Genomic DNA, 22,215 nt, shown 5'->3' with positions numbered 1-22,215 from the left:
TCGGGGTCTCAGCGTTGCGGAAACAGAAAGGCGAAGGCGATCCGCCGCCGCCAGGGTTGGGTGAGCGGCTCCTCGATCACGCCGAGCCGCTCGTAGGCATGGAGGAAAGTGTCGAGGCCAGTCAGGATCCCGACATGCTTGGCGATGGCGCGGGGCATCATCCGAAAGAGAACCAGCGCACCGGGACCGGCATCGGCCGGGACGATCTCCGGCATCATGCGCCGCGCGCCCTCGGCCAGCACCTCGCGCGGGCCGGTCTCGCCCCAGTCCCGGCTGTAGGGCGGGATCGGAAACGGCTCGGGACCGACGACCTCGCGCCAGACACCCCGGGCGAGACCGAGGCAGTCGCAGCCGACGCCCCGAAGGCTGGCCTGGTCGTGATATGGCGTGCCGAGCCACGGCCGCGCAGCCGCGATGACCTTGTCGGGATCGGCGGGCTTCACAGCACGCCCCCGTCGTGGCCACCGTCTTTCGTCGCATAGCGCAGAACGGCATCCTGACCGGGAATATGCGGAAAGCCCCGGAAGCCGGCTGTGTTAGCGAACTTTGCCCCGCAGGTCTCGATCCGCTTGTCGCAGCCCGCACGGATGGTGAAAGCGTCGCCTTCGGCGATCGCGCGCACCGGCGCTTCCAGCAGCGCCAGCACCGCGATGCCATCTATGACATCATGGTTCAGCACCTCGGTTCGCCGCCCAGCGTTCGCGCCGCTGGTCCATTCCAGAGTGCCGAAGGTGAACCAGCCGACCTCGAAGCCGCCTAGACCGGAGGCAGTGAACGCGCGGTCGCGCAGGAGGTCGATCACCGCGCCCATCCCCTTGAAGGCCGGATCCTCGAGATCGACCCCGCAGCGCGCATCGCCGAGCGCGGCATCGCAGGTCGCTTGGAAGGTCCGCCCGACAGTCTGGCCGAGGACATGGGCGAGCGAGCGGACCTCCGCAACGAAGGCCAGCCGCCCGCGCCGGATTTGGCCGATCGCCCCGCGCCGCATCAGAACGCGCTGAGCGGTGTCGGCCCAGTTCACCCGCCAGACCTCGACCGCCGCATCGTCCCAGCGGCCGTCGAGGATGTCGGTCTCGGTGATGCGGTCCGAGGTCAGCACGCCTTCCGCGTCCTGCGCATCGACCGACAGGTCCGAGCCCGAGCGCACCTCGGACGCCGTCAGGCCGCTCTCGGATTCGAAATCGGTGCCGTCGAAGCTGAGCGTCCGGTCATGGTCGGTGAAGCCGAAGGTGACACCATCGGCCCGCGTGATCCGCCAGCACCAGGCGAGCGTGGTCGTGCCCTCGTCGAGATGGGCCTGCAGAGCGGGCGAGAGGGATTTCACTTCCGTCCCCAGCCGCGAAGCAACGCCAGAGAGGCCAGTGCGGACGAGACGACACCGCCGCCAGCGCCGGTCAGGGCGTAGAGGTTGAAGGGCCTCAGGTCGAAGGTGCCGGTCGCCAGATCGAAATCAGCTAACCCGGCCATCGCCAGACCGGAGGCTGCCAGACAGGCAAGGTAGATCAGCCCACGCGCGAGGTTCCAGTTCATGATGTTGCCTTTCCTTTGAATTGGTCCAACAGCCTCCGCCACCAAGACGGGGCGACAATGGTTTGCGTCGGCACCGGCGCGCTTGCGGGGCGCAGCAGCGCCAGCGCTTCGTCCTCGGTCAGGCGCCGGATCGGTCGCGACAAATCGACTCGGCCGTTGCGGTCGACCGACCAGATGGGGATGTTGCCAGCGGGATAGTGGCCTTTGGCGAAGAGGTCGCGCTCGGCCTCGCGGCGCGGGCGGATCGCAACGGGCTTGAGCCAGCCCATGAAGGCTGCTGCCGCAGCAGCCCGGTCGCCCGCGTTCAGGTGCCGGGTGAGCGCCGCCTTGGCGATGCCGCCTGTGTTGTAATGGAAGGAGACCAGCGCATCGAATTCGTGCCGCTCGAGCGGCACCTTCACGGCGCGCAAAACGTCAGCCTCGTAACGCGCGAGGTCGGACTGGAAGACCCGGAACGCCTCGCGGATCGCGGCATTGAGATCGGCGGGCATACCGCGCGGCATCGTGGCGGGGTCGGGTGCCCCGGCTGCGGCCGTGTGGCCGATGCCGAACGTCCAGACCTGTTTCACATCGAGATAGGGTCCGGGCACGATCCCTTCGTGCCGGACGAGGGCCAGTAGGCCCTGGTCAGTCATCTGCATGGAAGTTACCCCAGAAGCGACAGGATCAGGATCAGCGCGGCGACGGCGATGCCGATGCCCAGGCGGTGGCGGAAGGCCTGGCCGGGATCGGCCGGGTCGCAGCGCAGGGAGCGCGCGAGGCGGAGAAGGTCATGCATCGCCATCGCCTTTCCCGGCATGGCGCAGGCGGGCGAGCAGCACCTCGATGAAGGCAGGTCCGAAGACGCCGACCAGATAGGCGGCCGATCCGGCCGCGCCCCCGGCCGGGATCGCCTCGGGCGGCAGGCTGAGCCAGCGGGTGATGATCGCCATCGACAGGCTCCCCATTCCGGCCGCGATCAGACCGCCGAGCAGGATGTGGCGCAGCGCGTCGCGCAGCCGCATCTTCGTGGTCAGCGCATTGGTCGCGCCCCCGAGCGCGCCCCAGGCGGCAAGGATTACCGCCGTGGAGGCGAGTAGTTCCTTCAGCGCCGCCGCCAGAAATCCGGTTTCGTCGTTCATCGTCGGATCTCCAGAAGCGGGATGGAGGTGATCGAGCCCAGCCGCTCGAGGTCGAGCGTCACGTCGAGCGCGTCGGTGTCGAAACGGACCGGCACGTCGAACTCGAAGCCTGCGGTGATCGCGACGCCAGCGCCCGGCGGGGTGGTGAAGGTGATGACGCCGGTCGTGGTATCGACGGACCAGCCGGACGCCTGGGGCGCGCCATTCAAGGCGATGGTGACCGAGCCCGCGACCGGCTTGGCGATGGTCCGCACCCATGTCTGGCTGCCCGAGGCGTAGCGCTTCACGAGCTGGAAGGCGGTTGTCGTGCCATCGCCGGTGGCAATCACCTGATTGGTCGGCGTCGGTGCTCCCGAAGGCAGGCAAGATTTGTGATCGCCCCAATCCTTGAACCGGAAGCCATGGAGGCGCCCGTTCCGCGCCTCGAAGAAGGCGACCACGGCCGCCAGATCGTCCGCGCGGCGGATGCCGTAGGCCACATCATAGCGGCGGCGCGAGTTGGCCCAGCTGGCGTTGCGCTCCTCGTCGCCAGAGGCGAGCTCGACGATCAGCGTGCGTCGCTCCGGCCCGCCTCGCGCGCCTCGGCTGATGTTGTCCGGGAACCGGACCTCATGGAACGCCATGGCTTACATCCCCCGGCGCCCGAGCGAGACCGCCCGGGCGATGTCCGCCGCTACCTGCGTGCGGGACTGCCGGAAGCTCTCGGCGTCGCGGGCCATGATGGTGACATTGATCCCGCCGCCAGTGCTGTAGCCCTGCGCCTCGCGCCGGGAGAGCACGCGCTCGCCGCGCTGCAGGATGGCGGGCACCTCGTCGTGCCGAAGCCCCACCGCCCCGCCCGAATGCATCCGGGGCGCGGCGGCGAAGGCCATGGCCGGGACCATACGCGAGGGGCCGAACGAGCCGACCATGCCGCCCGCGTGCAGGATGTTGGCGAAGATCCCGCCCGCGCCGCCGAGCGCGCCCGAGAGCGCGTTGGCGATAGGGCCGAGGATGAAGCGGCGCGCCGCCAGCTTCGCCAGATCGGCGATGAGCGAGGTCACCAGATCGCGGAAGTTCAGCTTGCCGGTCTTCACGAACTCTCCCACCGCGTCCTCGGCCGACTGAAACGCGCTGACGAGGCTCTGGCCAATATCGCCGCCGATCTCCCGGGCCCGGCTGGCATAGTCCGAGAGCGCGGCCGTCACCGCCTGCCATCCGGTCAGCGCACGCTCCGCCCCTTCGCCAGCGGCGGTTCCGGCATCGCGGGCAGCGCCACCGGCGCCACTGGCTGCGGATGCAGTGCCGTCGAGCCCGGCCGCGAGTGTATCGGCGGATGTCGCGGCATCCGTCAGCGCGGTTTCGGCCTCCGTGCCGGACCCGGTCACGGCATCCTTCAGCGCCTGCCAGGCGGCAAGCGGCCGGGTCGCCGCGTCGGTCAGCATGCCCGCGGCCTCACGATAGGCATCGGCCCGGGCGCGCGCGTCATCGGCCATGGCGCCGAGCCCGAGATCGGGCGGTGCGATATAGGTTCGGGCGAGCGCCGCCGAAAACGCATCCGCAGCCGCCGTTCCCGCCGCCGTCGCGGCCCCTTCGAACGGGTTGTCGATCCGGCTCAGATCCACCGCGTCGAGCGTGCCGATCCGCACGCCGCCTTCGCCGGTCGCCCATTCCGGCAGCAGGGCCAGCGCGGCGTTCAGCGTCTCGATGAAGCTGTTTATGCGGGTGACGACGCCGTTCAGCATCGCCTCGACCCCGCCGATCAACCCGTTCGCGGCCTGGTAGGCGAAATCGCCGATGGCACCCGGCAGGCTGCCCCAGATCGCCACCGCGCCGTCATAGGCCCCCTGGAAGATCGCGACGGTGCGGTCGCCGAACCCCACGACGCCCGCGACAGTTCCGTCGAGCGCCGAGAGTGCTGCGGCCTTCAGCCCCTCCCATCCGGCGGCCATGCGGGCCAGCGCGGCATCGAGCGCGAGCCCGATGCGCGACCAGACCTCGAAGGCGAGATCGGAGAGCAGCCGGAAGGCTTCGCCGACGCCACCCACCCGGGCGACGAATTGGGAAAGCCGATAGATCAGCTCGCCTACGCCGACGATCAACGCGCCGATGCCGGTGCGGATCAGAGCCCCGCGCAGCACGACGAGCGCGGTTGCAAACCCGCGCACCGACAGCGCGGCAGCTGCCAGCCCGGCAACCCAGCGGCCCGCGAGAAAGGTCGCGAAGGTCACGGCATAGGTGGTCAGGCGGCCGATGTTGTCGAAAAGACCGCGAATGGCGATGCCGAGCGGCCCGGTGCGGCTGGCAATGGCGGCCATCGCGTTGGCGACGGCTTCCAGCGCGGGAGCCGCGGCGACCGCCAGCTGGTTCGAGAGACCACGCCAGATGAGGCCGAGGCGCGAGATCGCGTCATTCGTCCGCTCGATCTGGTCGGCGTCCTGTTCGGAGACCACCACCCCGAAGGCAAGCACGTCCTCGGTCGCCTGGCGAAGAGTCGCGGTATCGATGCGCGACATGGCAATAGAGCCTTCCTCACCGAACAGCTGTCCCGCGACAGCGGCACGCTCGGCGGCGGGCACGAAGTTCTCGATGGCGGCATTGATCGCGCCCACCCGCTGGTCCAGCGGCAACGCGATCAGGTCAGAGGCGGAAAGGCCCAGCCGGTCGAGCGCGTCAGCAGCAGGACCGGTCCCGGCGGCCGCCTGGCTGAGACGGCGCGTCAGATCCTTGGTGGCCTGCTCGATGCCGGACATCGAAACGCCCGCCAACTCGCCCGCGCGCCCTAGCGTCTGGATCGAAGCAACGGTGGTGCCGAGCGACTGCGCGAGCTTGGCCTGCGCATCGACGGTCTGCAGGCCGGAGCGGACCATGGCAACGCCAGCGGCAGCGGCAGCGACCACAGCGGCTGCGGCGGCCACGCGCACCCGGCGCGAGAAGGCCGCGAGCCGTGTGTTCGCCGCTTCCATTTCGCGGCTCAGCCGACCGAAACCTCGGGCACCGGCTTCACCGACGCCTTCCAGTTCGGCGCGCACCTGCCGACCACCGACCGCCGCGAGGCGGACGCTGACGCGTTTCTCAGCCATTGGGGCGTTCCATCTGTTCGTTGAGTTTGGCCACCATCACCGCTTCTATGATGGGCAGCAGTTCGGCCGCGGCGGCTGGCGGTACGCCGAGAGCCTCGCCAAGGGCCAGCGCGGCGGTCAGGTCCCAGCCGACGACGGCGCCGGGCAGCACCCGCAGCTGGCCCCCGAGGCGGCCGACGAGGTCCCAGACCTGCCAGCCTTCATGGGTAAGCGGTCGGTTCAGCCGCGCCGGACAGTCTTCGCAGGCTTGCGCGCAGGCGTCGCAGTATCGCTCGCCCCCACCGAAGGACCAATCGGCGAGAGCGCGGAGATGTTTTTTTCCTGTTCCAGCAGCAGCCCCTTCGAAACGTAGGTCAGCTGGAACGCTTCGAAGATCGGCCAGATGTCGAGGAGCGCGTCGATGGCCTCGGGGCTGGGATCGATCGGCTTGCCGTCCGCATCGCCGATACCCTCCCAGGCGAGCACCGCGCGTCGGGCCAGCGCCTTGGCGAAGGCGACGGCCCGTTCCTCGTCGGAAACCTCCTCGGGCACCGCCTCGACGGCCGGATCGCTGCGCGTCGCCACCATCAGCGCGGTGGTCAACGGGCGCAGTTGCACCCGCACGCCGGGCGCGAGGTCATGCCAGCGCGGGGCGTTGGTCAGGTCGAGCGTCAGCATCAATAGGTCTCCACATCGTTCACGAGGGTTGCCGTGCACATCCGGCCGACCACGCTGTCGCGGGCGGCCTGCCAGTCGAAGGTGGCCTGCACACCCTGTGGTCCGGAGATATCGATGCGCGGGCGCGGCAGGTAGACGGCGTGCACCGTGAAGGTGAAGCTCTCGCCTGAAGGCAGGACGTAGGCGAACTCGAGCTCGCAGGGATCGCCGTTGATCGCCTGCGTCACCAGCGTCTGATCGGCGAACCGCACCTCGATCCGGCCGGTGAGCGCGGCGATGGACGGGTCCGCGCCGTCGATGCGGCCGTCGTTCCGGATGGTCTCGATCCGGTCGAGATTGTTGGCGTAGGTGATCTCGGCCGAGACGACGTTGCCGAGCGCCGTGCCATTGCGCGTGATCGCCCCGTTGAAATGCCCGAAGCGCTTCAGCTCCAGCGCGGTGGGCGTCCCGGCACTGGTGGTCGTGCCGACAGTCTCGCCCTGGGCCACCAGACGCGCGGTCGCGGTCAGCAGCCCCGAGCGTTGCATCTGCCAGGTGATCTGGTCGAGGACACAGCCGGAATACATGGCGTAGCGCGGGACCTCGGGCATGCCGGTCTCAATGGAGAGGCTCGGCAGCGTCCAGGCGCCGGACTGGAACTCATGCGTCCAGGGGCCGGTGCCCGTGGTGGTCGGCCCGCCGAAGGCCGCCTTCAGCCAGAACCCGAACGCCTCCGCGTCCAGCGGCACGACGACATCGCCGTCGGCCGTTACCGCATCCTTGATCGGTGCCAGCGGATCGCGGCCGTAGCCGAGAAGCTCGGAGTTCAAGAGCGGCTGCTCCGCGCCGAGCGTGGTGCTGGCGAAGGGCATCTTCGTGAAGCCGCCTGCTGGCGGCGTGCCATAGGTCGTCTCGAACGCAAGCGCCATCAGCGCCCGCGCCCCCTGGGCTCGTGCCATGTCTCAACTCCTTTTGTCGGTTGGATCAGCCGAGTGGGTCGGCCGTGGAATAGTGCAGCACGATCGGGATCACGGCGGCCTTCAGGCTCGCCGCGCCCTCGACCGGCAGATCGACTGGCCGCGGCGCTTCCGCCTCGACCCAGTCGCAGAGCCCACCGAGCGTGCGGTCGGCGGAGAGCGCCGCGCCGATGCTGGCGGTCAGCGTGTCGAAGGCGGCGTCACGCGAGGTGCCCTGCACGACCGCCTCGATTTCGGCCCTGTGCTGGTAGTGGTAGGCCAGCGGCGAGAGGGTCACCTCCGGCTCCCCCGGTTCGCCATCGCGCAGGATCAGCAGCCCTCCGGCTGGCACGCGCTCGGGCAGCACCTCGCCGCGCAGGGTGGTGGCGGACAACGCCGAGAGCCGCGCGTGCAGCGCGGCGAGGACGGTTTCGCGGGGGGTGGGCATGCGGAAAACCCTTGGAGATGCGTTGCGAGCTCTTCGCGCTCCGCCTATTCAGCAGTTTCAACCGAGAGTATTGGAGATCATCTTTTGTCAGAAAAACAAAACCATGCGGCAGAAGACGCGCGAGAGATCTGGAACATTCTTCAGACAGCAAAATGCATGGCCCGCTATGACAAGATCAGCCACGAAATCCTAGCTGAAATCCTGGTCGCGATCGCAACGGGCGGCGAGGTTATTGGTGGCAACAACCGCGGATCAGATGTTCGCTCTCCGCAATTTGGTCTCATTGAGGTCAAATCGCGGATCCTCGGCACAGATGGCCCTTATCCCCGCGTTTCGCTGAAGCAGCACAATCTCGACAAGGCGCAGTGGTTCGCGGCTATACGATGGGACCGCAATTATACTCTCTACGACGCGGTCATGCTGCCCAAGCTTGTCGCTCAGGGACTCTACGAGAAGAAGAGGCAGTCATCCGGTTTGGCTCACATTAGCTGGGCTGATTGGTCGTCAGTTGCTGGCGCAAAAAACATTCGGGCGGAATGCGAATCTGTGATGCAGGGGTTGTGTTAGAATCGCTGATCTACCCAATTCGCCACAATCAACCCCGGCACGCTGTCCAACGCCCGGTCTGCATCCCGCGCCAGATCCAGCCGTTTCGGCAGCTTCACCTGCGGCACCAGCAGGAAGATCGGCGCGCTGACCTTGCCGCGCCCGGTTCTGGAGCGCGACACCACCGCCTGTCCCTTCCTGTTCAGCCGTCCCTCCGCCACAAGCAGGCTCGGGCCGGTGCGGCGATAGACGAAGCGCAGGCGCAACCCGCGTCGCCGTTCCCACTCGCCGGGAGTGATCCGGCCGCCGCGCAGGGACTTGCCTGCGGCGGGCAGCGGGATGGCAAGCCAAAACCCGTCTTTCGAGCGGATCAGCGGGCCAGTGTCGTGCGCGCCAACGATAACCGGAGCCTGGGACCAGACCAGCGCGGCGGCGTCCAGGCTTTCGCCCGACTTTGGAAAGGTCTGGCTCCGGATCGTGTTGGCGAGGCGTGTGCCAAGCCCTGCGCCGGTGACCTGCAAGCGCCACGCGGCCTTCAGCCCGGTTCCGGCCTCGCGCATGGCGGCCGTCACGGCGCGTTCGCCCGCCGCGACTTCGGCGGCCATCATCGCGACAATGTCGGGATCGATGTCGAGCTTCAGTTTCATGTGGGCCTCAGATCGACGGTCCAGACCAGCCGTTCACGGTCGCGTACTAGCTCGCCTTGAATGAGGAAGGCGTCGCCTTCGATCTCGATCCGGTCGCCGGGACGCGGTTCCGGTATCTCGGCCACCTGCAGATCCACGCGCGTGGTCTCGGACCAGATCCTTGCATCGCCGAAATCCGTAACCGCGTCCGCGCGCCGGGCGACGACGCGCACCAGAACGGGCGCGCCGCCCTCGGGCGTGTAGACCGCATCCCTGCCGATATTCGGATCGGCGAAGAGCGCGCTGACGGCGGCAGCGAAAGCGCTCATCAGAACGCGCCGTTCAACCGCACCCGGCCGAGGGTGTCACCGGCGCCGCCCGCGACCGCCTCGGTGGCGACGCCGATCAGCGTGTTTGAGGTGGCCACGTTAGTGGTGCGCTTGTTGGTATCGTCCCAGTAGATCCTGGCACCCGCGGTCCAGGCCTGCGAGCCGATCTTGGTGATGTCGAAGATGCCGGTGAGCGCGGTCTCGACGCTCTCGCCGAGGGCGGCCGTACCTGCCGCCACGCCGAAGATGGAGCCGACGAGCAGGCCATCGCCGGAGGCGACGGCATAGGGCGCGGTCAGGGTGATGGTGTTGCCGGGCTGGACGAAGTTTTTCATGGGGAGGATCCTCGTGGAGATACGAAGGGCGGCCCATCTGGACCGCCCGCGTGTCAGGGTTCAGGAAGCGGGCGTCACGCGCCCGGGTTCTTGTAGAGGCCGCGCCAGTCGATGGCCTTGGCGCCGAAGTCGAGGCGGCACTTGATCTCGACGCCGTCGACGTCGAAGCCGTTGCGCGTCTCGATGTAGGCACCCTGCTGACCCTCGAGATAGGCGTATTCGATGGTGTCGATCTGGTTCGGGCTGGCGGCCAGATACCAGGCGGTGGCGCTGGCGGCATCGAGGCGCGGCTCGCTGATCGGCGAGAGCGTGCGGATCGATTGCGGCACCACGCTGGAGGTCGCAGCGGGCACGAGGTTCTGCGCGACCAGCTGTTCGGCCTTCAGCTCCAGCGCGGCGGGCACGATGAGGAAGGCGGGGCGGATGTTCAGCACCGTCTTCTTGTCGAGGCCCGTCTGCAGCGCCATCGCCGCACGGGCCGCCCCCACCGCATCGACGGCCAGCGCCGCGCCGGTGCCCGCGAGGTTCTTGTGGTTGGCGTGGAACAGCGCCGTGCCGTCGGCCATCGCCGGGTTCGCGGTGATGATGCCCCAGACCACATCGCTTTCCAGCTGGGCGATGGAGTTGCCGTACATCGCCGGGATCCGGGTGAAGGCATCCAGATCGTCGTTGATCAGCACCTGGCGGGTGATCGCAACCACGCGGCCATAGGTCTTGACCTTGTAGCTCTCCTTGCTCTCGCCCAGCGTGCCGCGCTTGAACTCGCCGCTCTCGCCCACTTCCAGAAGCTGCGGCGCTTCGCCAAGCTGGACCCGGTGCATCGCCTTGAAGTCGGTCGCCAGCACCTGGCGGCAGAAAAGCGAGAAGGTGCGCGGATAGGCGTCATAGGCCTGACGCAGGGTCTTGTTGGTGACGGCTGAGAGGATCTCGGGGAAGTCCGAGGTCGAGTGCAGTGCCCGCGTCGCCACCTCATCACGCGAGAGACCGCGCGTGTTCACCCCGGCATTGCCGAGACTTTCACGGGCCAATTCCAGCAGCGTCATGCCGCGATATTGGCGCGCGGCATCCTCCAGCGGGAACAGCGTCGGGCTGTAGCGGTGAAGCAGCGCGTTCGCCACGGCATCGCGGCGGGTGATGCGTTCATCCCGGCCGCCAAGGGGGACCGAGACATGCGGGAAGGTCCGGGTCTCGTCCGACTTTGCCGCGACCTGGTCGAGGATCAGGCGGCGGGACTCGTCCACGCTGACGCCGCGCTTGACCAGATCCTCGGCGAAGCTGCGCTCGAGGTTCAGCCGCCCCGCGAGATCATAGATGGTCGAGACGCGGTCGCGCTCGGCCGCGCGGGCGCGGGTCGCGATGGCCTCGGTGTCGGGGGCTTCGGGCTTGGGGGCCTTGGGCTGGCTGCGCATCTCAGCCGCGCGCGTCTGCGCCTCAGTCGCGCCGGTCTTGTCGTCGGGCATGGTGATCTCCTCGGTCGCTGCCGTATCGGTTGTGTCGTCGGCCGGGGCGGCCGGGGTCGTCTTGTCGGTCATCGGGGGTGCTCCTTCGCTGGTTTCGGCGTCCCGGCGATGGAGGACGCAGTCGTGATGTTCGCCCTTGGCGCGAAAGCCCGCGGCGGGGTCGGCGCCGACCGGCACGGCCGAGATCTCGAACGGCGTCCAGTCGACCGCCCGCCATAGCTCGCGCCCGCCATCGGGTTTCGAGATGTCGAAGCGGTGGACCTGGTAGCCGATGGAGACCGCCCGGATGTGCCCGGCCTGGATGTCGCGCCAGATCGGCTCGACGTCGGCGCGTTCGCTGATCCGCACCTGCGCGATGCCCCGGCCGTTCTCGATCCGCGCCGAGCCGGGCACGACCGAGCCGATGACGGCGTCGAGCGTGTCGATCTCATGGACCTTCAGGAAAGGCGCGCCTGCGTTCAGCCGGTCGAGCCTGACATGGGCGGGATCTAGGCTCAGTTCCTCGTCATAGGGCTCGCCGAAGAAACTGGCGCGACGAACGCGAGCGCCCGCCGACCAGATCACCTCGACGGTGCGCGCGTCATTGTCGACGCTGTTCGGCGCAAGCTCCGCCGACCGGCGGAGGGCCGGCAGTTCGATCATCGTGTCCATGGGTCAATCCTGTTGGTCGGCCTGCGCCGGTGCGGTTTCCGGATCGGCGGGGGTTGTCGGGTCGCCCGCCTGCGCGCTTCCGGTCTTGGTGACACGGCGCGGATCGCTGTCGAGCACGAGGCCGAGCTCGTCGAGCTTCGCGTTGGTCGCGGCGATCTCGGCCAGCACGGCGTCAGGGTTGCGGCCCTGCCGGGCGATGGCCTGCGCCAGCGTCATGGTGCCCGACCGGATGGCCAGCAGGTCCGCCATCGCGTCCTTCTGCGGATCGACGGCCTCGAACTTCGGCGGCTGCCATTCGACCGGCACGTCCGGCGTGGGGATCTGGCCCGCCGCCCATGCGGCTTCCGTGAACCAGCGCCAGACCGGCGCGCAGAACATCGGAATGAAGAGCTGCCATTGCACGGCGTCGATCTGGCGGCGGAACTCCACGAGTCCCGCCCGGATCGAGGAATAGTTGACCTGGGACAGGTCCCCAGTCAGCAGTTCGTAAGGCACCCGGAACCCGGCCGAGATCGTGTGCAGGCTCGCCCGCTTGTATTCGCCATAGCCGCCCGTGGCAGAGGGTTGGTTGAAGCGGATGTCCTTGCCGCCTCGCGCATAGGCGATCAGCCCCGGTTCGAACTGCTCGACGCGGTTGCCGTCGGCATCGACCACGGCGGGCGCGAGGCCCTGCTGCGCCTCGTCGTCGCCGAAGACGATGGCGGTGACGCAGGCCTCGGTCTTCTTGCGGACGAGTTCGGCAACCTCGTAATCGTCGAGATCGCGCAGTGACCGGATCACCGGCACACCCCAGGGAACGCCACGCGCCTGCGTGCGCTGCTTCTCGTAGACATGGGCGATCTCGCTCGCCGGGACCGGGCGGCTCTGCAACCCGTTCTGCAGGGCCCCGTAAGTGTCGCCCGGGTGCTCAGCGTGCAGCCAGTAGGCCCGACGCTTGCCGACCGGGTCGAATTCGATCCCCTGGACGAGGCGGCCCGCGCCGATGGCGCCGGATTTCGTGGCGTCGAGGAAGTCTGCCTCCAGCACCTGCAATTGCAGCGGCACCGGCAGTCCGTCCGAGGATCGCCGCAGACGGCGACGCACAAGCACCTCGCCCGCCTCGACCATCTCGCGGCAGATCAGCGTCTGCAGCCCGTAGAAGTCGAGCTGACCATCGGCGTCGCAGTCCGCGGTCCAGCGCTCGAAGAGTGCGTCCACCTTGCGGTCCAACGCCTCGTTACCGCTCGCGGCGCGCGGCATGATCCCCGCGCCGATGATGTTGTTGACCAGCACCGCCACGGCCTTGGCCGCATGCGGGTTGTTGCGCACCAGATCGCGCATCCGGTCGCGCAAGAGCGCCCCGGCCACGCCGATCTCTGTGTCAGCCGAGGATCCCGGTGCGCGCCAACCGTCGGTCCGTCGGCCTTTGGCGGCCCCGTCATAGCCGCGCGTCAGGGTCTCGAAGGCCTGACGGGCCAGCACGCGCCTGGCGGCGGCCCGAGGGGCGACGGAGGCAATGGCCCTGTCGAACCAGTTGGCCGACATCAGCGATCCCCGCGCGAGAAGCCAGCAAGCCCGGCCACCGGCAACGGCCGTGTGGTGCCCGCGATGGCGCGTTCGATGGTGCGGATGCGGGCCAGCAGGTCTTCGGCCGAGCCGTAATCCACCGATTTGCCGTCATAGCTGACCCGGGTCGTGCCGCTGGCATAGGCCCGGCGCAGCGCCGAGAGCTCGGTTTCCGTCCAGTCCGTCATGTCTAGAACCATCCCTCTCGCCGCCCGAGCCAGTCGGAGCGGCGCTTGCCGTGTGGGGCCTGTCCCGGCCGGTGAATTTGCCCGGCCGGATCGGTGTCACCGTAAGGCGCGGCCCCGAGCTGATCCTCGAGGTCGCGCCATTTCTCCTCAGGCCAGCGGTCCGCGCCCGCGATCCAGGCGGCGGCGCGGGCATAGACCCGGCAGTCCAGCGCCTCGTTGCGTTCGCGCAGCTTCTGCCATTCCAGTTTGGCGAAGCCGCGCTTGGTGCGGACCGTTACCAGCTGTTCGGCCACGACCTGCTTCAGCCACTCGCTTTCGATCCATGTCGGCAGGTGGATGGTGCCGGGCGGGAAGGCCGCACCCTCGGCCCGTTCCTCGGTCGTCGGTCTCTCCAGCCGCAGGTAGCGATATGTCTCAGCCTTGAAGGTCGACACCGCCACGGTCCAGAGCCGGGCGCCGCGCCGCAGACGTTTGCCGCCCTCGGTCGCATCGACATAGGTCGGGCCCGAAACCGGGCTCGAGCGGTTGAACCCCTCGACGCCCTTGACCGGCGACACCTGCGCAGCGCCTTGCGTCCGGGACCAGGAATAGACCGCTGGGGCCTCGTAGCCGGTGTCGATGGCGAGCCGCGCGATTCGAAGATGCGCGCCGCGCTCGTGCGGCCAGCTTCGGTCGAGCAGCGCGGTTAGTTCCGACCACGCATCATGCCGGTCTGGCCCGCCCTCGATCACGACGTGATCGACGAGCCACGACTCAAGACCGCGACCCCAGGCCCAGACATCGACCTCGATCCGGTCCTTCTGGACGTCGGCCCCAGCGGTCAAGAACAACCCGCCCGCTGGCACGGTGCCCGGTTTCCACGCCTCGCGCCGGTCGTAAAGCCGCTGCCAGTCTGGGGCTTCCCCGGTCTCGACCCATGTCTCGCCCAGCGAGGTGTTGACGAAGGTCTTCATCGTCTCGTCCCCGCCAGAGCGGGCCGAGAGAAAGGCCCGCACCATCGCCTCCAGTCTGACCCATGGCGAGTAGATCTCGTTCAAGTGGAAGCCCGCCACGCCCGCGAAGGGCTGCTCCGCCACCCAATGTCCTTTTAAGACGGCCGCCCAGCGGGTCTCGTCCCGCCACGCCGCATCGCAATCGGCACAGTGGTAGCGCGCGGTTTCGGGCCGGTGGTCGCCCTCGGGCCCCTTTCTCCAGCGCACCTGTGTCCAGGTCAGCACCTGTTCTGCCCCGCAGTCCGGGCATGGCACCCAGAACCGGCGCTGATCGCTTTCCTCGAAGGCCGCCTCGATCCGGCTGGTGCCCTTGTTCGTGGGCGTCGACACCAGCACAATCTTGCGGTTCCAGAAGGTCACCGTGCGTTTCCGTGCGAGGTTGACAGGATCACCCTCGGCACCCGCGCTGAACGGGTAGCGGTCCACCTCGTCGCAAAGCAGCAGGCGGATCGGGCGGCTGGCCAGACCTGAGGGTGCGTTCGCACCCACGATGGTCAGATGTCCGCCCGGAAACCGCTTGTGCAGGATCTTGTTGTTGCCGTCGCGCGAGCGCGGATCGGCGATCTTGCCCTGCAGGCAGGGCGTGTCGCGGGCCATCGGCGAGAAGCGGTCCTTCGACCAGGTTTCCGCGTCGCGCTCGGTCGGCATCACCACCATGATCGGCGCGGGATCCTGATCGATGTGATAGCCGCAGGCGTTGTTCAGCACCTCGGTCTTGCCGACCTGGGCGGAGGACATGATGACCACCGTCTCGGTCGAGGCGTCCGAGATCGCCTCCATGATCCCGCGCTGATATTCGGCCCGGCTCGTGCGCCATTGCCCGGGTTCGGCGCTGGCCTCAGAGCTCAGCCGTCGGTTCTGGTCCGCCCAATCGCTGATTGTCAGTTCCGGAGGTGGGCGCAGCACCTTCAGCGCCGTCTCCACCGTCCGCTTCAGGATCGGCGAGCCCGTCAATGTCAGCGCTGGCTTCGAGTTGGACATTTGGCTGCGCGAGATCATCGAGCACCTCGCGGATGGTCATTCGGATCAGGTTCCGGGTGTCTCCGACGGTTGATTGTTCAAAAACCTGCGGCGCCAGCCGGTCCGGCAGCGTGAGCAAGCGGGTGCGCAGAAGCGCCAGAACGGCGATCCAGGCGGCCTCGATCTCTTCGGCCGCAATCAGCGCGCCACGCTTTTCCTCGGCCTCCATCTCGGCGAGATCAGCCCGCGCCCGAATGAAGCGCGCCCGCTCGGCCGCGTAATCCGGCGCACCGGCCTGCGCCTTCGTGGCCTGATCGCGCAGGTAGCGGACATAGCCGCGCACCGATCCGATTAGGTCGTACTGGCCGCGCTCGGCCTTCGGGATCACGCCTTCGCGGCTCAGCTGCTGAACCCGCCGCTCCGAGAGATCGAGGAGCCGCGCGATCACGCCGATGGGTTGCGTGGCTGATGACATTAGATGATTCGCGCGCTCCGATTAAAGCCATGTAATTGCTGCGATTATACTGGATGATGGGCCCCGGCAGAGCGAAGCTGATCCTACGAAAACGATGCACACCACGGAGCCTGCCATGACCCTCGCCGAACGCTACAACCTTGAAGCCGCCCGCCTGCTTCCGCACATGGCCGCCGAACTTCAGGTCGATCCCGCCATCACCCGCGCGACCGAGATCGACGAGATCGTCTTCCGGCGCGGCGAGTTTCTGGGCGGCATGGCCTGCGCGATCCTCGCGATGATCGAGCAGAAGAACTGAGGGGCAAGATGATGATCGACCGCCACCAACTCCACGCCGAAAAGGCCCGCAGGAACCAAGAAGACGCACTGGCGGCCTTCATCGGCAAGAAGGCCGAGATCGACGCAATGCTCGCCCGCCTGCAGAGGCTGAGCGATGACCACTTCGACGCCCAGCCCGACGAGATCAACTGGGGCCACGTCGGCACCCTCGAACACTACGCGAGCCTGTTGAAGCGCATCACCGACAGCGCATTCGGCGAAGGCGAATTCGCAGACTGACCTCCGGCATCTCCGGACCTTTGCCGCGCGGGTGCGCGGCTTGGAGTCGCAGAAGGATCGCGACGGCCGCGACCCGAATACGGAGACGACCCCATGACCCAGCTTTCCGATACCCAAGCCATCATCCTCAGCGCCGCCGCACAGCGGCCCGAGCACATCGCCCTGCCGCTACCCGAGAGCCTGCGCGGCGGCGCCGCCGCCAAGGTTGTCGGCGCGATGCTCACCGCAGGCTTCCTCGAAGAGGTCGACGCCGACATGCGCAAGGGCGAACCCATGTGGCGCGAGACCGGCGACGGGCACGGCGTCACGCTGGTTGCCACCGACGCAGGGCTCGCGGCCATTGGCATCGAACCGGACACCTCCGCCGCCCCCGAACCCTCACCCAAGACGCGCACGCCTCGCGAGGGCACCAAGCAGGCGACCCTGATCGCCATGCTGCGCATGCCGAACGGCGCGACCATCGAGGAGATCATGGCCGCGACGGGCTGGCAGTCGCACACTGTGCGCGGAGCGATGGCAGGCGCGCTGAAAAAGAGGCTCGGGCTCGAGGTGTCCTCAGAGAAGATCGAGGGGCGTGGGAGAGTGTACAGCCTGCCGTCGGCCTAGAAACCAAGAAGCGGATTCTTACTGCTGAACCGCGACTACGTGCGGCTCAGCCCCACCAATAGGGCTTTGAGCAGATCCTTGGAACGAAGGGCTGGACAACTACATCACATTGATCACGCCCGGATGCGTCGAAAGCCTTCCGGACGTGGTCGCCGATTTCAGGCGTCTCGACCCATGCACCCAAGAGATAATCCGGGTGGACAGGGTTCATGACCTGCACTTCGGCGTCTGGAAAAGTTGGCCAACCCGTTGGCAAGCCATGCGCCTCTCGAAACCCGGTCCCGCGCGGATCCATCATCATTGAGCAATCGTCAAAAAGGCGTTCCAGCGCAAACCCGCCGTACCTCTTGCCGTGCTCGTATTTGGTTGCATTCGTTGATGCGCCATTCCGGTAGAACAGACAGTGATGGGTCCACAATAAGCTGGGGTCGAACGCAAGGATAACCCACGGCGCGTTGCCAGATCGATATCGTTTCGCCTCGAACATCTTTGGATAGAAACAGGAGATGGACATGGATATTGCGCCATCCTCTCCATCCAATCTATCTACGTCACTGGCAAATACGTCGTAATCCGCGTCTTGAAGGATTGCTCGGCTGAGGAGCCCATTCCTCAGAATGCCCGGCAGATTTTCTAGCAGCGTGAAGTGCAAGATATGCTCGATATTTCGGGCCTGCACTACCGCGGCGATGTGATCCGCGATCTTTTCGCCATAGGTCTTTTTTCGTGCCATTGCTCGCCCTACCGCCCCTGCAGTAGTTGCATACGAAATGCGATGCCGGGCGGGAAGCCGCTTTGCATTCTGGCGGTTCAGATATTCCGAAGTTGATGCAGCCGCCGCTATTTCAACGCGATCTATTCAGGTATGGTCCGTATCCGGATCGCCTCGAACAGCCGCCGAAGGGCGAAGGAACGGGCGATCGACACCACCGTGAATATGGCGCCCATCTTCAGGTTCTGCGCCAGCGTCGTGTGCAGCCCGAAGATCGGGAAGATCAGGATCTGTGTGACGACCGCAATGCCGTAGCCCACGATCACGTTGGCGACGGACTCCACCAGCGACATGAGGCGCGACTGTTTCATGCCGCTGCCTCATCCATCGGCCAGCAGTTCAGCTGCCAGAGTTCGAAGCGCATGCGCCGCAACCAAGGGGACCACGCCGTTGCCACAGAGGCGAAGGCGGTCCACCCGGTGGGCCAGCCCATCAGCGCCTCGACGAACAGCGGGTTCAAGGTCCGGCGCGGCTCGGAGGTATCGCGCCCAGCCATCGGCGTCGCCAGGACCTGGCGGCCAAGCAGGCCGTTCACCGGCGCATTCGCCAGCGTCGTCGCGCCGTCCTTGTGATCGCGCGCCGTCGGCGTCATCCACATGCCCGCCGCATGGGTCAGATCGGCTGTCTTGCGCTTGCCCCCGCTCGGTTTGCAGCCGTCGTTCGCCATCGGCGTCGGCCAGTCCCGCGCCATCCGGTCCAGACCCTTCTCGTCGCGCCGTTCGCCGCCCCGGCTGCGAAAGCTGTCCGTCTGCGGCGTCGGCCACATCGCGGCCGTCGTCGCGAGGTTCATGCCGTGCTGGCCCGCTGCCTGCGAGGGCGTCGGTTTCGTCTGCCGGTTCTCGTTGGCGCTGGCGCGGGGTGTTGGCCAGAGCCGCAGCAGTTCCGTCCGGTTCCCGCCACTCGACCGGGTGCCAGAGCAGGCGCGCGGGGTCGGCCAGCTCGTCGCCCTCTCGGATGGCGAGAATGAAGAGCCGCTCGCGCTTGTGGGGCGCGCCGACTTCCGCCGCCGTGAAGAGGCCTGCCGCAAGCTTGTAGCCCATGCTGACCAGTCCTGCGGCGACTTCGGGGAAGCCGAGGCGGAGATGATGGGCGACATTCTCGAGGAAGACGAAGGGCGGCTCGACCTCGCCGATGATGCGGGCGACATGCGGCCAGAGGTGGCGCGGGTCGTCCGCGCCCCGTCGCTTGCCCGCGACCGAGAACGGCTGGCACGGATAGCCCGCAGTGACGACGTCCACCGCGCCGCGCCACGGGCGGCCGTCGAAGGTGGCAACGTCGTCCCAGACAGGCGCGTGATCCAGGGCCGCGTCTTCCATCCGCGCCACGAGAGTGGCTGCGGCAAAGGTTTCCCGTTCGACATGGCCCACAGTTCGATATCGGGGCAAGGCGATGGTGAGCCCGAGATCGATGCCACCGGCACCGGAGCAGAGCGATAGGCCGAAAAGGCATGCGTCGCGTGTTCCGTCAGGCAGGCCTGCGGAAGATAAAGCCAGGTCCTCCATTCCTCAGCGGTCTTTGGTCTTGAGGTCGTCGTAGGGCGTTCCATCCCCGTCGAGGACGGCCTGCTTCCCGGTGAATTTTTGCCAACGCTGGACGGCCACATCGACATAGGCCGGGTTCAGCTCGATGCCGTGGCAAACGCGGCCCGTGGTCTCGGCCGCGATCAGCGTGGTGCCCGATCCCATGAAGGGTTCGTAGATCGCCTGACCCGGGCTCGAATTGTTGAGGATCGGCCGGCGCATGCATTCCACGGGCTTCTGGGTGCCGTGGACGGTCTTTTCGTCCTGATCCTTGCCCGAGATGTGCCAGAGCGTCGTCTGCTTGCGGTCGCCCGCCCAATGGCCCTTGCCGGACTTGCGCACGGCATACCAGGCGGGCTCGTGCTGCCAGTGATAGTCGCCCCGGCTCAGAACGAGCCGCTCCTTGGCCCAGATGATCTGGGACCGTATCGTGAAGCCCGCGACCTCGAGGCTTTCCGCGACGGTCGCCGCGTGCAGCGCGCCGTGCCAGACATAGGCGACATCGCCCGGGAACAGCGCCCAGGCCTCGCGCCAATCGGCCCGATCATCGTTCAGCACCTTGCCGGTGCGCTTGGTCTTGGCCGCCCCCGCCTGGTTGCGCCAGCCCGGGTCGTATTCCACGCCGTAGGGCGGATCGGTGACCATCAGCAGCGGCTTCACCGGGCCGAGCAGCCGCTCGACATCGGTGGCGACCGTGCTGTCTCCACAGAGAAGCCGGTGGTGCCCCAGAAGCCAGAGATCGCCGGTACGGCTGATCGGCTCCTCCGGGGTTTCCGGGATCTCGTCTTCGCCCTCCTGCGGACCGGTGCCCGCATCGAAGCTCGACATCAGCGCGTTCACCTCGTCCTCGGTGAAGCCGGTCAGGCCGAGGTCAAAATCCGCCTCCAGCAGGTCAGCCAGTTCGAGGTTCAAGAGGTCCTTGTCCCATTTGGCATTCTCGCCTGAACGGTTGTCCATGATCCGGAACGCGCGGGCCTGGGACGCGGTCAGCCCCTTGGCGACATGCACCGGCGCGGTCTTGAAGCCGAGCTTGCGCGCAGCCTCCAGCCGGGTGTGCCCGGCCAGCACGACCATTGCCTCGTCCACGACGATGGGCTGACGCCAGCCAAACTCCTGGATCGAGGCTGCGACCGTGGCGATTGCCTGCTCGTTGCGCCGGGGATTGCGCGCATAGGGAATGATCTGCTCGAGCGGCAGGTCGACGACGTCCATGGGAATGTCCTTGGGGTGCCGGGCGGCGAAATGGGGGCGTGAACCGAAATGCCCCCGCAGGGCCGTTTCGGTTCAGGCAAGGGGTCTCGGGCCGTCAGGCCTTTCGCACGTTGCCGCGTAGGCCCAAGCGAAACGAAACGGGTGTTTTCAGGGGCGTCACTGGGAAACCCTCGCGCTTCGCCCGCCCGCATAGGATGGACGCCGGGAAGGACCCGCCGATTTCAGGGAGATGCGCTCCGCTGCGGCCCTGCTGTCGCGGGTCCGCGCGAACGGAAACGGGGAGAGCCGTCTTCCGACGCACTCTCCCCATCATATCCTTCAGATAGCACGGATATGTTGCAGCTGTCGAAGATCAAAGTGTTGCAACACTTCATGCACGCGCAGCATTCAGCCGCGCGGCGATCTTGGTGAGCGCGAGCTTGTGCTGGCGCCATGCGGTGCTGCGGTCGACGCCCAGCTCATGGGTGATCTGCTTCCACGGCCGCCGGGCGGCACGCCACCAGATCAGGCGGCGTTCACTCTCGCCGAGCCAGAGCACCCAGTCGAAGGTCTGCTCGAGCCGCGAGATCGCTGCGGCCGACGGCCAGACACGCATCGGTTCGGGCTCCATGGCGAGGATCTCGCGCTCGGTGCGGATGACCTGCGGCCAGGCGTTGAAGTAGCCCTGCACCTTCACGGGCGGCAGCTTACGCAGGGTGCGGAACGCCTCCTCGAAGTGATCGGCGACGTCCTCGGCGGTCCAGATGTGCTCAGCCATGGCGCAGATCCTCGACCGGGCGCGGACCATAGAGCCGCGTGCCCAGCTGCTCGACGAGCTCGCGCTCGGGCCAGGTCAGGCGCTGATCGTCCACGCTAACGGCCAGCAGGCCCTGTTCGCGCCAACCGTCGCGCTTCACCTCATCAGGCGACCGGCGCTGGCCGCCATAACCCTTGGGGTGGAACCTCATGCCGCACCTCCCCGGGCGTCGAGTGCCCAGAGCAGGATGGCGATGGCATCGGCCTCGTTGTCGTCTTCGGGGCCGAAGCCTTTCGCGCGGGCCGCATCGATCATGGCCTGCTTGGGCGCATTGCCCTTGCCGGTAGCGTGGCGCTTGATCGTGCCCACCGGCACGCCCTCGTAAGGGACGCCCCGCAACTCGCCCCAGCTGGTGAGCGAGGCCATCAGCCCGCCATAGACATGGGCCGCATCGGTTCCGGCGTGGCGACGGACCTCCTCGAACCAGATGGCCGCGACGGGCCCCGACAGGTGGTCCAGTTCGGTCAGCCAGTTGGTGAAACGCAGATAGCGCATGCCACCGCCGTCATAGCGCCCGGGCCGGAAGCTGGCGGTGCCGCTGGTGATCAGCCCGTCGTGGCTGCGCAGCGCCCAGCCGGTGGTGGTGCCGAGATCGAGCGCGAGGGTGGCGCAGAACCGTGGTCCCTGTGGGGCCGCGTAAGTCTGCGTCACGCGCGGGTTTTCGTTGGATTGGGTCATGAGAGACCTCCTCTTCGCGTTTGTGAGCGAGGCGAGCGGGCTGGCCGGTGAAGGCTGCGGTCTCGCCAGGCCCCGAAGGGTGGTCTGGTCAGTTCATGGGCTGGGCAGCTGGGCCGCCCGGCAAATCCTTCAGAACCTTCAGAGGGGCGTCTTGAAGGATTTCTGCCCCTAAGTGGTTGTCCTGTATGTGTAATATATAATCTTTCAGTTATT

At 67.3% G+C, this 22,215-nt stretch carries 31 protein-coding genes and 1 pseudogene; 4 read left to right on the top strand and 28 right to left on the bottom strand.

The window, feature by feature from the left end; genetic code table 11:
- Positions 1-8: 8 nt before the first annotated feature.
- From ACNR9W_RS05375 to ACNR9W_RS05320, 12 genes are all read right to left on the bottom strand, one after another.
- A complete protein-coding gene (locus ACNR9W_RS05375; RefSeq protein WP_419271363.1) occupies positions 9-443 on the bottom strand; it encodes an NlpC/P60 family protein in 435 nt (144 codons plus the stop codon).
- On the bottom strand, positions 440-1,324 hold the full coding sequence (locus ACNR9W_RS05370) for a DUF2163 domain-containing protein (RefSeq protein ID WP_419271364.1): 885 nt from the start codon (positions 1,322-1,324) through the stop codon (positions 440-442). Before ACNR9W_RS05370 ends, ACNR9W_RS05375 begins: the two co-directional genes overlap by 4 nt.
- Complete coding sequence (locus ACNR9W_RS05365) at positions 1,321-1,530, bottom strand: hypothetical protein (RefSeq protein ID WP_119896236.1); 210 nt, start codon at positions 1,528-1,530, stop codon at positions 1,321-1,323. The genes ACNR9W_RS05370 and ACNR9W_RS05365 overlap by 4 nt, the downstream gene beginning before the upstream one ends.
- Positions 1,527-2,171, bottom strand: coding sequence for a lysozyme (locus ACNR9W_RS05360; protein ID WP_419271365.1), 645 nt, complete (start codon positions 2,169-2,171; stop codon positions 1,527-1,529). Before ACNR9W_RS05360 ends, ACNR9W_RS05365 begins: the two co-directional genes overlap by 4 nt.
- A 5-nt stretch (positions 2,172-2,176) precedes the next feature.
- Positions 2,177-2,308 (bottom strand): hypothetical protein, encoded by a 132-nt coding sequence (locus tag ACNR9W_RS05355; RefSeq protein ID WP_263740042.1) that lies wholly within the window; start codon positions 2,306-2,308, stop codon positions 2,177-2,179.
- Entirely contained in the window at positions 2,301-2,651 is a 351-nt protein-coding gene (locus tag ACNR9W_RS05350; protein WP_128513659.1) for a hypothetical protein, read from the bottom strand. Before ACNR9W_RS05350 ends, ACNR9W_RS05355 begins: the two co-directional genes overlap by 8 nt.
- Positions 2,648-3,274, bottom strand: a complete 627-nt coding sequence (locus ACNR9W_RS05345; protein ID WP_419271366.1) for a phage distal tail protein, Rcc01695 family — start codon at positions 3,272-3,274, stop codon at positions 2,648-2,650. Before ACNR9W_RS05345 ends, ACNR9W_RS05350 begins: the two co-directional genes overlap by 4 nt.
- A 3-nt stretch (positions 3,275-3,277) precedes the next feature.
- Positions 3,278-5,713 carry a phage tail tape measure C-terminal domain-containing protein gene (locus ACNR9W_RS05340; protein ID WP_419271367.1) on the bottom strand — a complete coding sequence of 812 codons (2,436 nt, stop codon included), beginning with the start codon at positions 5,711-5,713 and terminating at the stop codon, positions 3,278-3,280.
- A complete protein-coding gene (locus tag ACNR9W_RS05335; RefSeq protein ID WP_263740045.1) occupies positions 5,706-5,864 on the bottom strand; it encodes a DUF7697 family protein in 159 nt (52 codons plus the stop codon). The genes ACNR9W_RS05340 and ACNR9W_RS05335 overlap by 8 nt, the downstream gene beginning before the upstream one ends.
- 68 nt (positions 5,865-5,932) lie before the next feature.
- Positions 5,933-6,370: a hypothetical protein gene (locus tag ACNR9W_RS05330; protein ID WP_419271368.1), complete on the bottom strand. Its 438-nt coding sequence runs from the start codon at positions 6,368-6,370 to the stop codon at positions 5,933-5,935.
- Positions 6,370-7,308, bottom strand: a complete 939-nt coding sequence (locus ACNR9W_RS05325) for a phage tail tube protein (RefSeq protein ID WP_419271369.1) — start codon at positions 7,306-7,308, stop codon at positions 6,370-6,372. The genes ACNR9W_RS05330 and ACNR9W_RS05325 overlap by 1 nt, the downstream gene beginning before the upstream one ends.
- A 25-nt stretch (positions 7,309-7,333) precedes the next feature.
- Entirely contained in the window at positions 7,334-7,753 is a 420-nt protein-coding gene (locus tag ACNR9W_RS05320) for an acyl-CoA transferase (RefSeq protein ID WP_263740048.1), read from the bottom strand.
- A 156-nt stretch (positions 7,754-7,909) separates the two neighbouring features.
- Between ACNR9W_RS05320 and ACNR9W_RS05315 the strand changes: the two genes are divergently transcribed.
- Entirely contained in the window at positions 7,910-8,320 is a 411-nt protein-coding gene (locus tag ACNR9W_RS05315; RefSeq protein ID WP_263740049.1) for a hypothetical protein, read from the top strand.
- Here ACNR9W_RS05315 and ACNR9W_RS05310 read toward each other — a convergent pair.
- The 8 genes from ACNR9W_RS05310 to ACNR9W_RS05275 form a co-directional block, all read right to left on the bottom strand.
- Positions 8,317-8,946: a DUF6441 family protein gene (locus ACNR9W_RS05310; RefSeq protein ID WP_419271370.1), complete on the bottom strand. Its 630-nt coding sequence runs from the start codon at positions 8,944-8,946 to the stop codon at positions 8,317-8,319. The genes ACNR9W_RS05315 and ACNR9W_RS05310 overlap by 4 nt on opposite strands.
- Complete coding sequence (locus tag ACNR9W_RS05305) at positions 8,943-9,254, bottom strand: head-tail joining protein (RefSeq protein WP_263740051.1); 312 nt, start codon at positions 9,252-9,254, stop codon at positions 8,943-8,945. The genes ACNR9W_RS05310 and ACNR9W_RS05305 overlap by 4 nt, the downstream gene beginning before the upstream one ends.
- The gene (locus tag ACNR9W_RS05300; RefSeq protein WP_263740052.1) at positions 9,254-9,589 is read right to left on the bottom strand and encodes a DUF2190 family protein; all 336 of its coding nucleotides are present in this window, start codon (positions 9,587-9,589) and stop codon (positions 9,254-9,256) included. The genes ACNR9W_RS05305 and ACNR9W_RS05300 overlap by 1 nt, the downstream gene beginning before the upstream one ends.
- 74 nt (positions 9,590-9,663) lie before the next feature.
- Positions 9,664-11,700 carry a prohead protease/major capsid protein fusion protein gene (locus ACNR9W_RS05295; protein ID WP_458478653.1) on the bottom strand — a complete coding sequence of 679 codons (2,037 nt, stop codon included), beginning with the start codon at positions 11,698-11,700 and terminating at the stop codon, positions 9,664-9,666.
- A gap of 3 nt (positions 11,701-11,703) precedes the next feature.
- Positions 11,704-13,224, bottom strand: coding sequence for a phage portal protein (locus ACNR9W_RS05290; RefSeq protein WP_419271372.1), 1,521 nt, complete (start codon positions 13,222-13,224; stop codon positions 11,704-11,706).
- Positions 13,224-13,433, bottom strand: coding sequence for a phage head-tail joining protein (locus ACNR9W_RS05285; RefSeq protein ID WP_028030714.1), 210 nt, complete (start codon positions 13,431-13,433; stop codon positions 13,224-13,226). The genes ACNR9W_RS05290 and ACNR9W_RS05285 overlap by 1 nt, the downstream gene beginning before the upstream one ends.
- Positions 13,434-13,435: 2 nt before the next feature.
- Positions 13,436-15,331, bottom strand: a complete 1,896-nt coding sequence (locus tag ACNR9W_RS05280) for a phage terminase large subunit family protein (RefSeq protein WP_419271373.1) — start codon at positions 15,329-15,331, stop codon at positions 13,436-13,438.
- A complete protein-coding gene (locus ACNR9W_RS05275) occupies positions 15,264-15,860 on the bottom strand; it encodes a terminase small subunit, Nu1 (protein ID WP_419271374.1) in 597 nt (198 codons plus the stop codon). Before ACNR9W_RS05275 ends, ACNR9W_RS05280 begins: the two co-directional genes overlap by 68 nt.
- 115 nt (positions 15,861-15,975) lie before the next feature.
- Between ACNR9W_RS05275 and ACNR9W_RS05270 the strand changes: the two genes are divergently transcribed.
- The 3 genes from ACNR9W_RS05270 to ACNR9W_RS05260 all read left to right on the top strand — a co-directional run bounded on the left by ACNR9W_RS05270 (position 15,976) and on the right by ACNR9W_RS05260 (position 17,024).
- The gene (locus ACNR9W_RS05270; protein ID WP_263740058.1) at positions 15,976-16,158 is read left to right on the top strand and encodes a hypothetical protein; all 183 of its coding nucleotides are present in this window, start codon (positions 15,976-15,978) and stop codon (positions 16,156-16,158) included.
- Between the two features lie 8 nt (positions 16,159-16,166).
- Positions 16,167-16,418: a hypothetical protein gene (locus ACNR9W_RS05265; RefSeq protein ID WP_458478472.1), complete on the top strand. Its 252-nt coding sequence runs from the start codon at positions 16,167-16,169 to the stop codon at positions 16,416-16,418.
- Between the two features lie 93 nt (positions 16,419-16,511).
- Positions 16,512-17,024, top strand: a complete 513-nt coding sequence (locus ACNR9W_RS05260; protein WP_419271706.1) for a DUF3489 domain-containing protein — start codon at positions 16,512-16,514, stop codon at positions 17,022-17,024.
- 46 nt (positions 17,025-17,070) lie between these two features.
- Here ACNR9W_RS05260 and ACNR9W_RS05255 read toward each other — a convergent pair whose 3' ends face one another.
- The 8 genes and pseudogenes from ACNR9W_RS05255 to ACNR9W_RS05220 form a co-directional block, all read right to left on the bottom strand.
- Complete coding sequence (locus ACNR9W_RS05255; protein WP_419271705.1) at positions 17,071-17,757, bottom strand: DarT ssDNA thymidine ADP-ribosyltransferase family protein; 687 nt, start codon at positions 17,755-17,757, stop codon at positions 17,071-17,073.
- 122 nt (positions 17,758-17,879) lie between these two features.
- Positions 17,880-18,107, bottom strand: a complete 228-nt coding sequence (locus tag ACNR9W_RS05250) for a DUF7220 family protein (protein WP_127657428.1) — start codon at positions 18,105-18,107, stop codon at positions 17,880-17,882.
- Positions 18,104-18,586 carry a hypothetical protein gene (locus ACNR9W_RS05245; protein WP_419271708.1) on the bottom strand — a complete coding sequence of 161 codons (483 nt, stop codon included), beginning with the start codon at positions 18,584-18,586 and terminating at the stop codon, positions 18,104-18,106. The genes ACNR9W_RS05250 and ACNR9W_RS05245 overlap by 4 nt, the downstream gene beginning before the upstream one ends.
- A gap of 202 nt (positions 18,587-18,788) precedes the next feature.
- Positions 18,789-19,298 (bottom strand): annotated as a pseudogene (locus tag ACNR9W_RS05240) (DNA cytosine methyltransferase); the annotation flags it as partial.
- A 3-nt stretch (positions 19,299-19,301) separates the two neighbouring features.
- Complete coding sequence (locus ACNR9W_RS05235) at positions 19,302-20,528, bottom strand: DNA modification methylase (protein ID WP_419271550.1); 1,227 nt, start codon at positions 20,526-20,528, stop codon at positions 19,302-19,304.
- A gap of 370 nt (positions 20,529-20,898) precedes the next feature.
- On the bottom strand, positions 20,899-21,285 hold the full coding sequence (locus tag ACNR9W_RS05230; RefSeq protein WP_126156057.1) for a DUF6362 family protein: 387 nt from the start codon (positions 21,283-21,285) through the stop codon (positions 20,899-20,901).
- Positions 21,278-21,475 (bottom strand): hypothetical protein, encoded by a 198-nt coding sequence (locus tag ACNR9W_RS05225; protein ID WP_154491262.1) that lies wholly within the window; start codon positions 21,473-21,475, stop codon positions 21,278-21,280. Before ACNR9W_RS05225 ends, ACNR9W_RS05230 begins: the two co-directional genes overlap by 8 nt.
- Entirely contained in the window at positions 21,472-22,002 is a 531-nt protein-coding gene (locus ACNR9W_RS05220; protein WP_419271551.1) for a crossover junction endodeoxyribonuclease RuvC, read from the bottom strand. Before ACNR9W_RS05220 ends, ACNR9W_RS05225 begins: the two co-directional genes overlap by 4 nt.
- Between the last annotated feature and the right edge of the window lie 213 nt (positions 22,003-22,215).

The sequence above is a fragment of the Paracoccus sp. T5 genome, assembly GCF_048538155.2.
Classification (GTDB): Bacteria; Pseudomonadota; Alphaproteobacteria; order Rhodobacterales; family Rhodobacteraceae; genus Paracoccus.
This window is presented reverse-complemented; position numbering and strand designations above follow the sequence as displayed.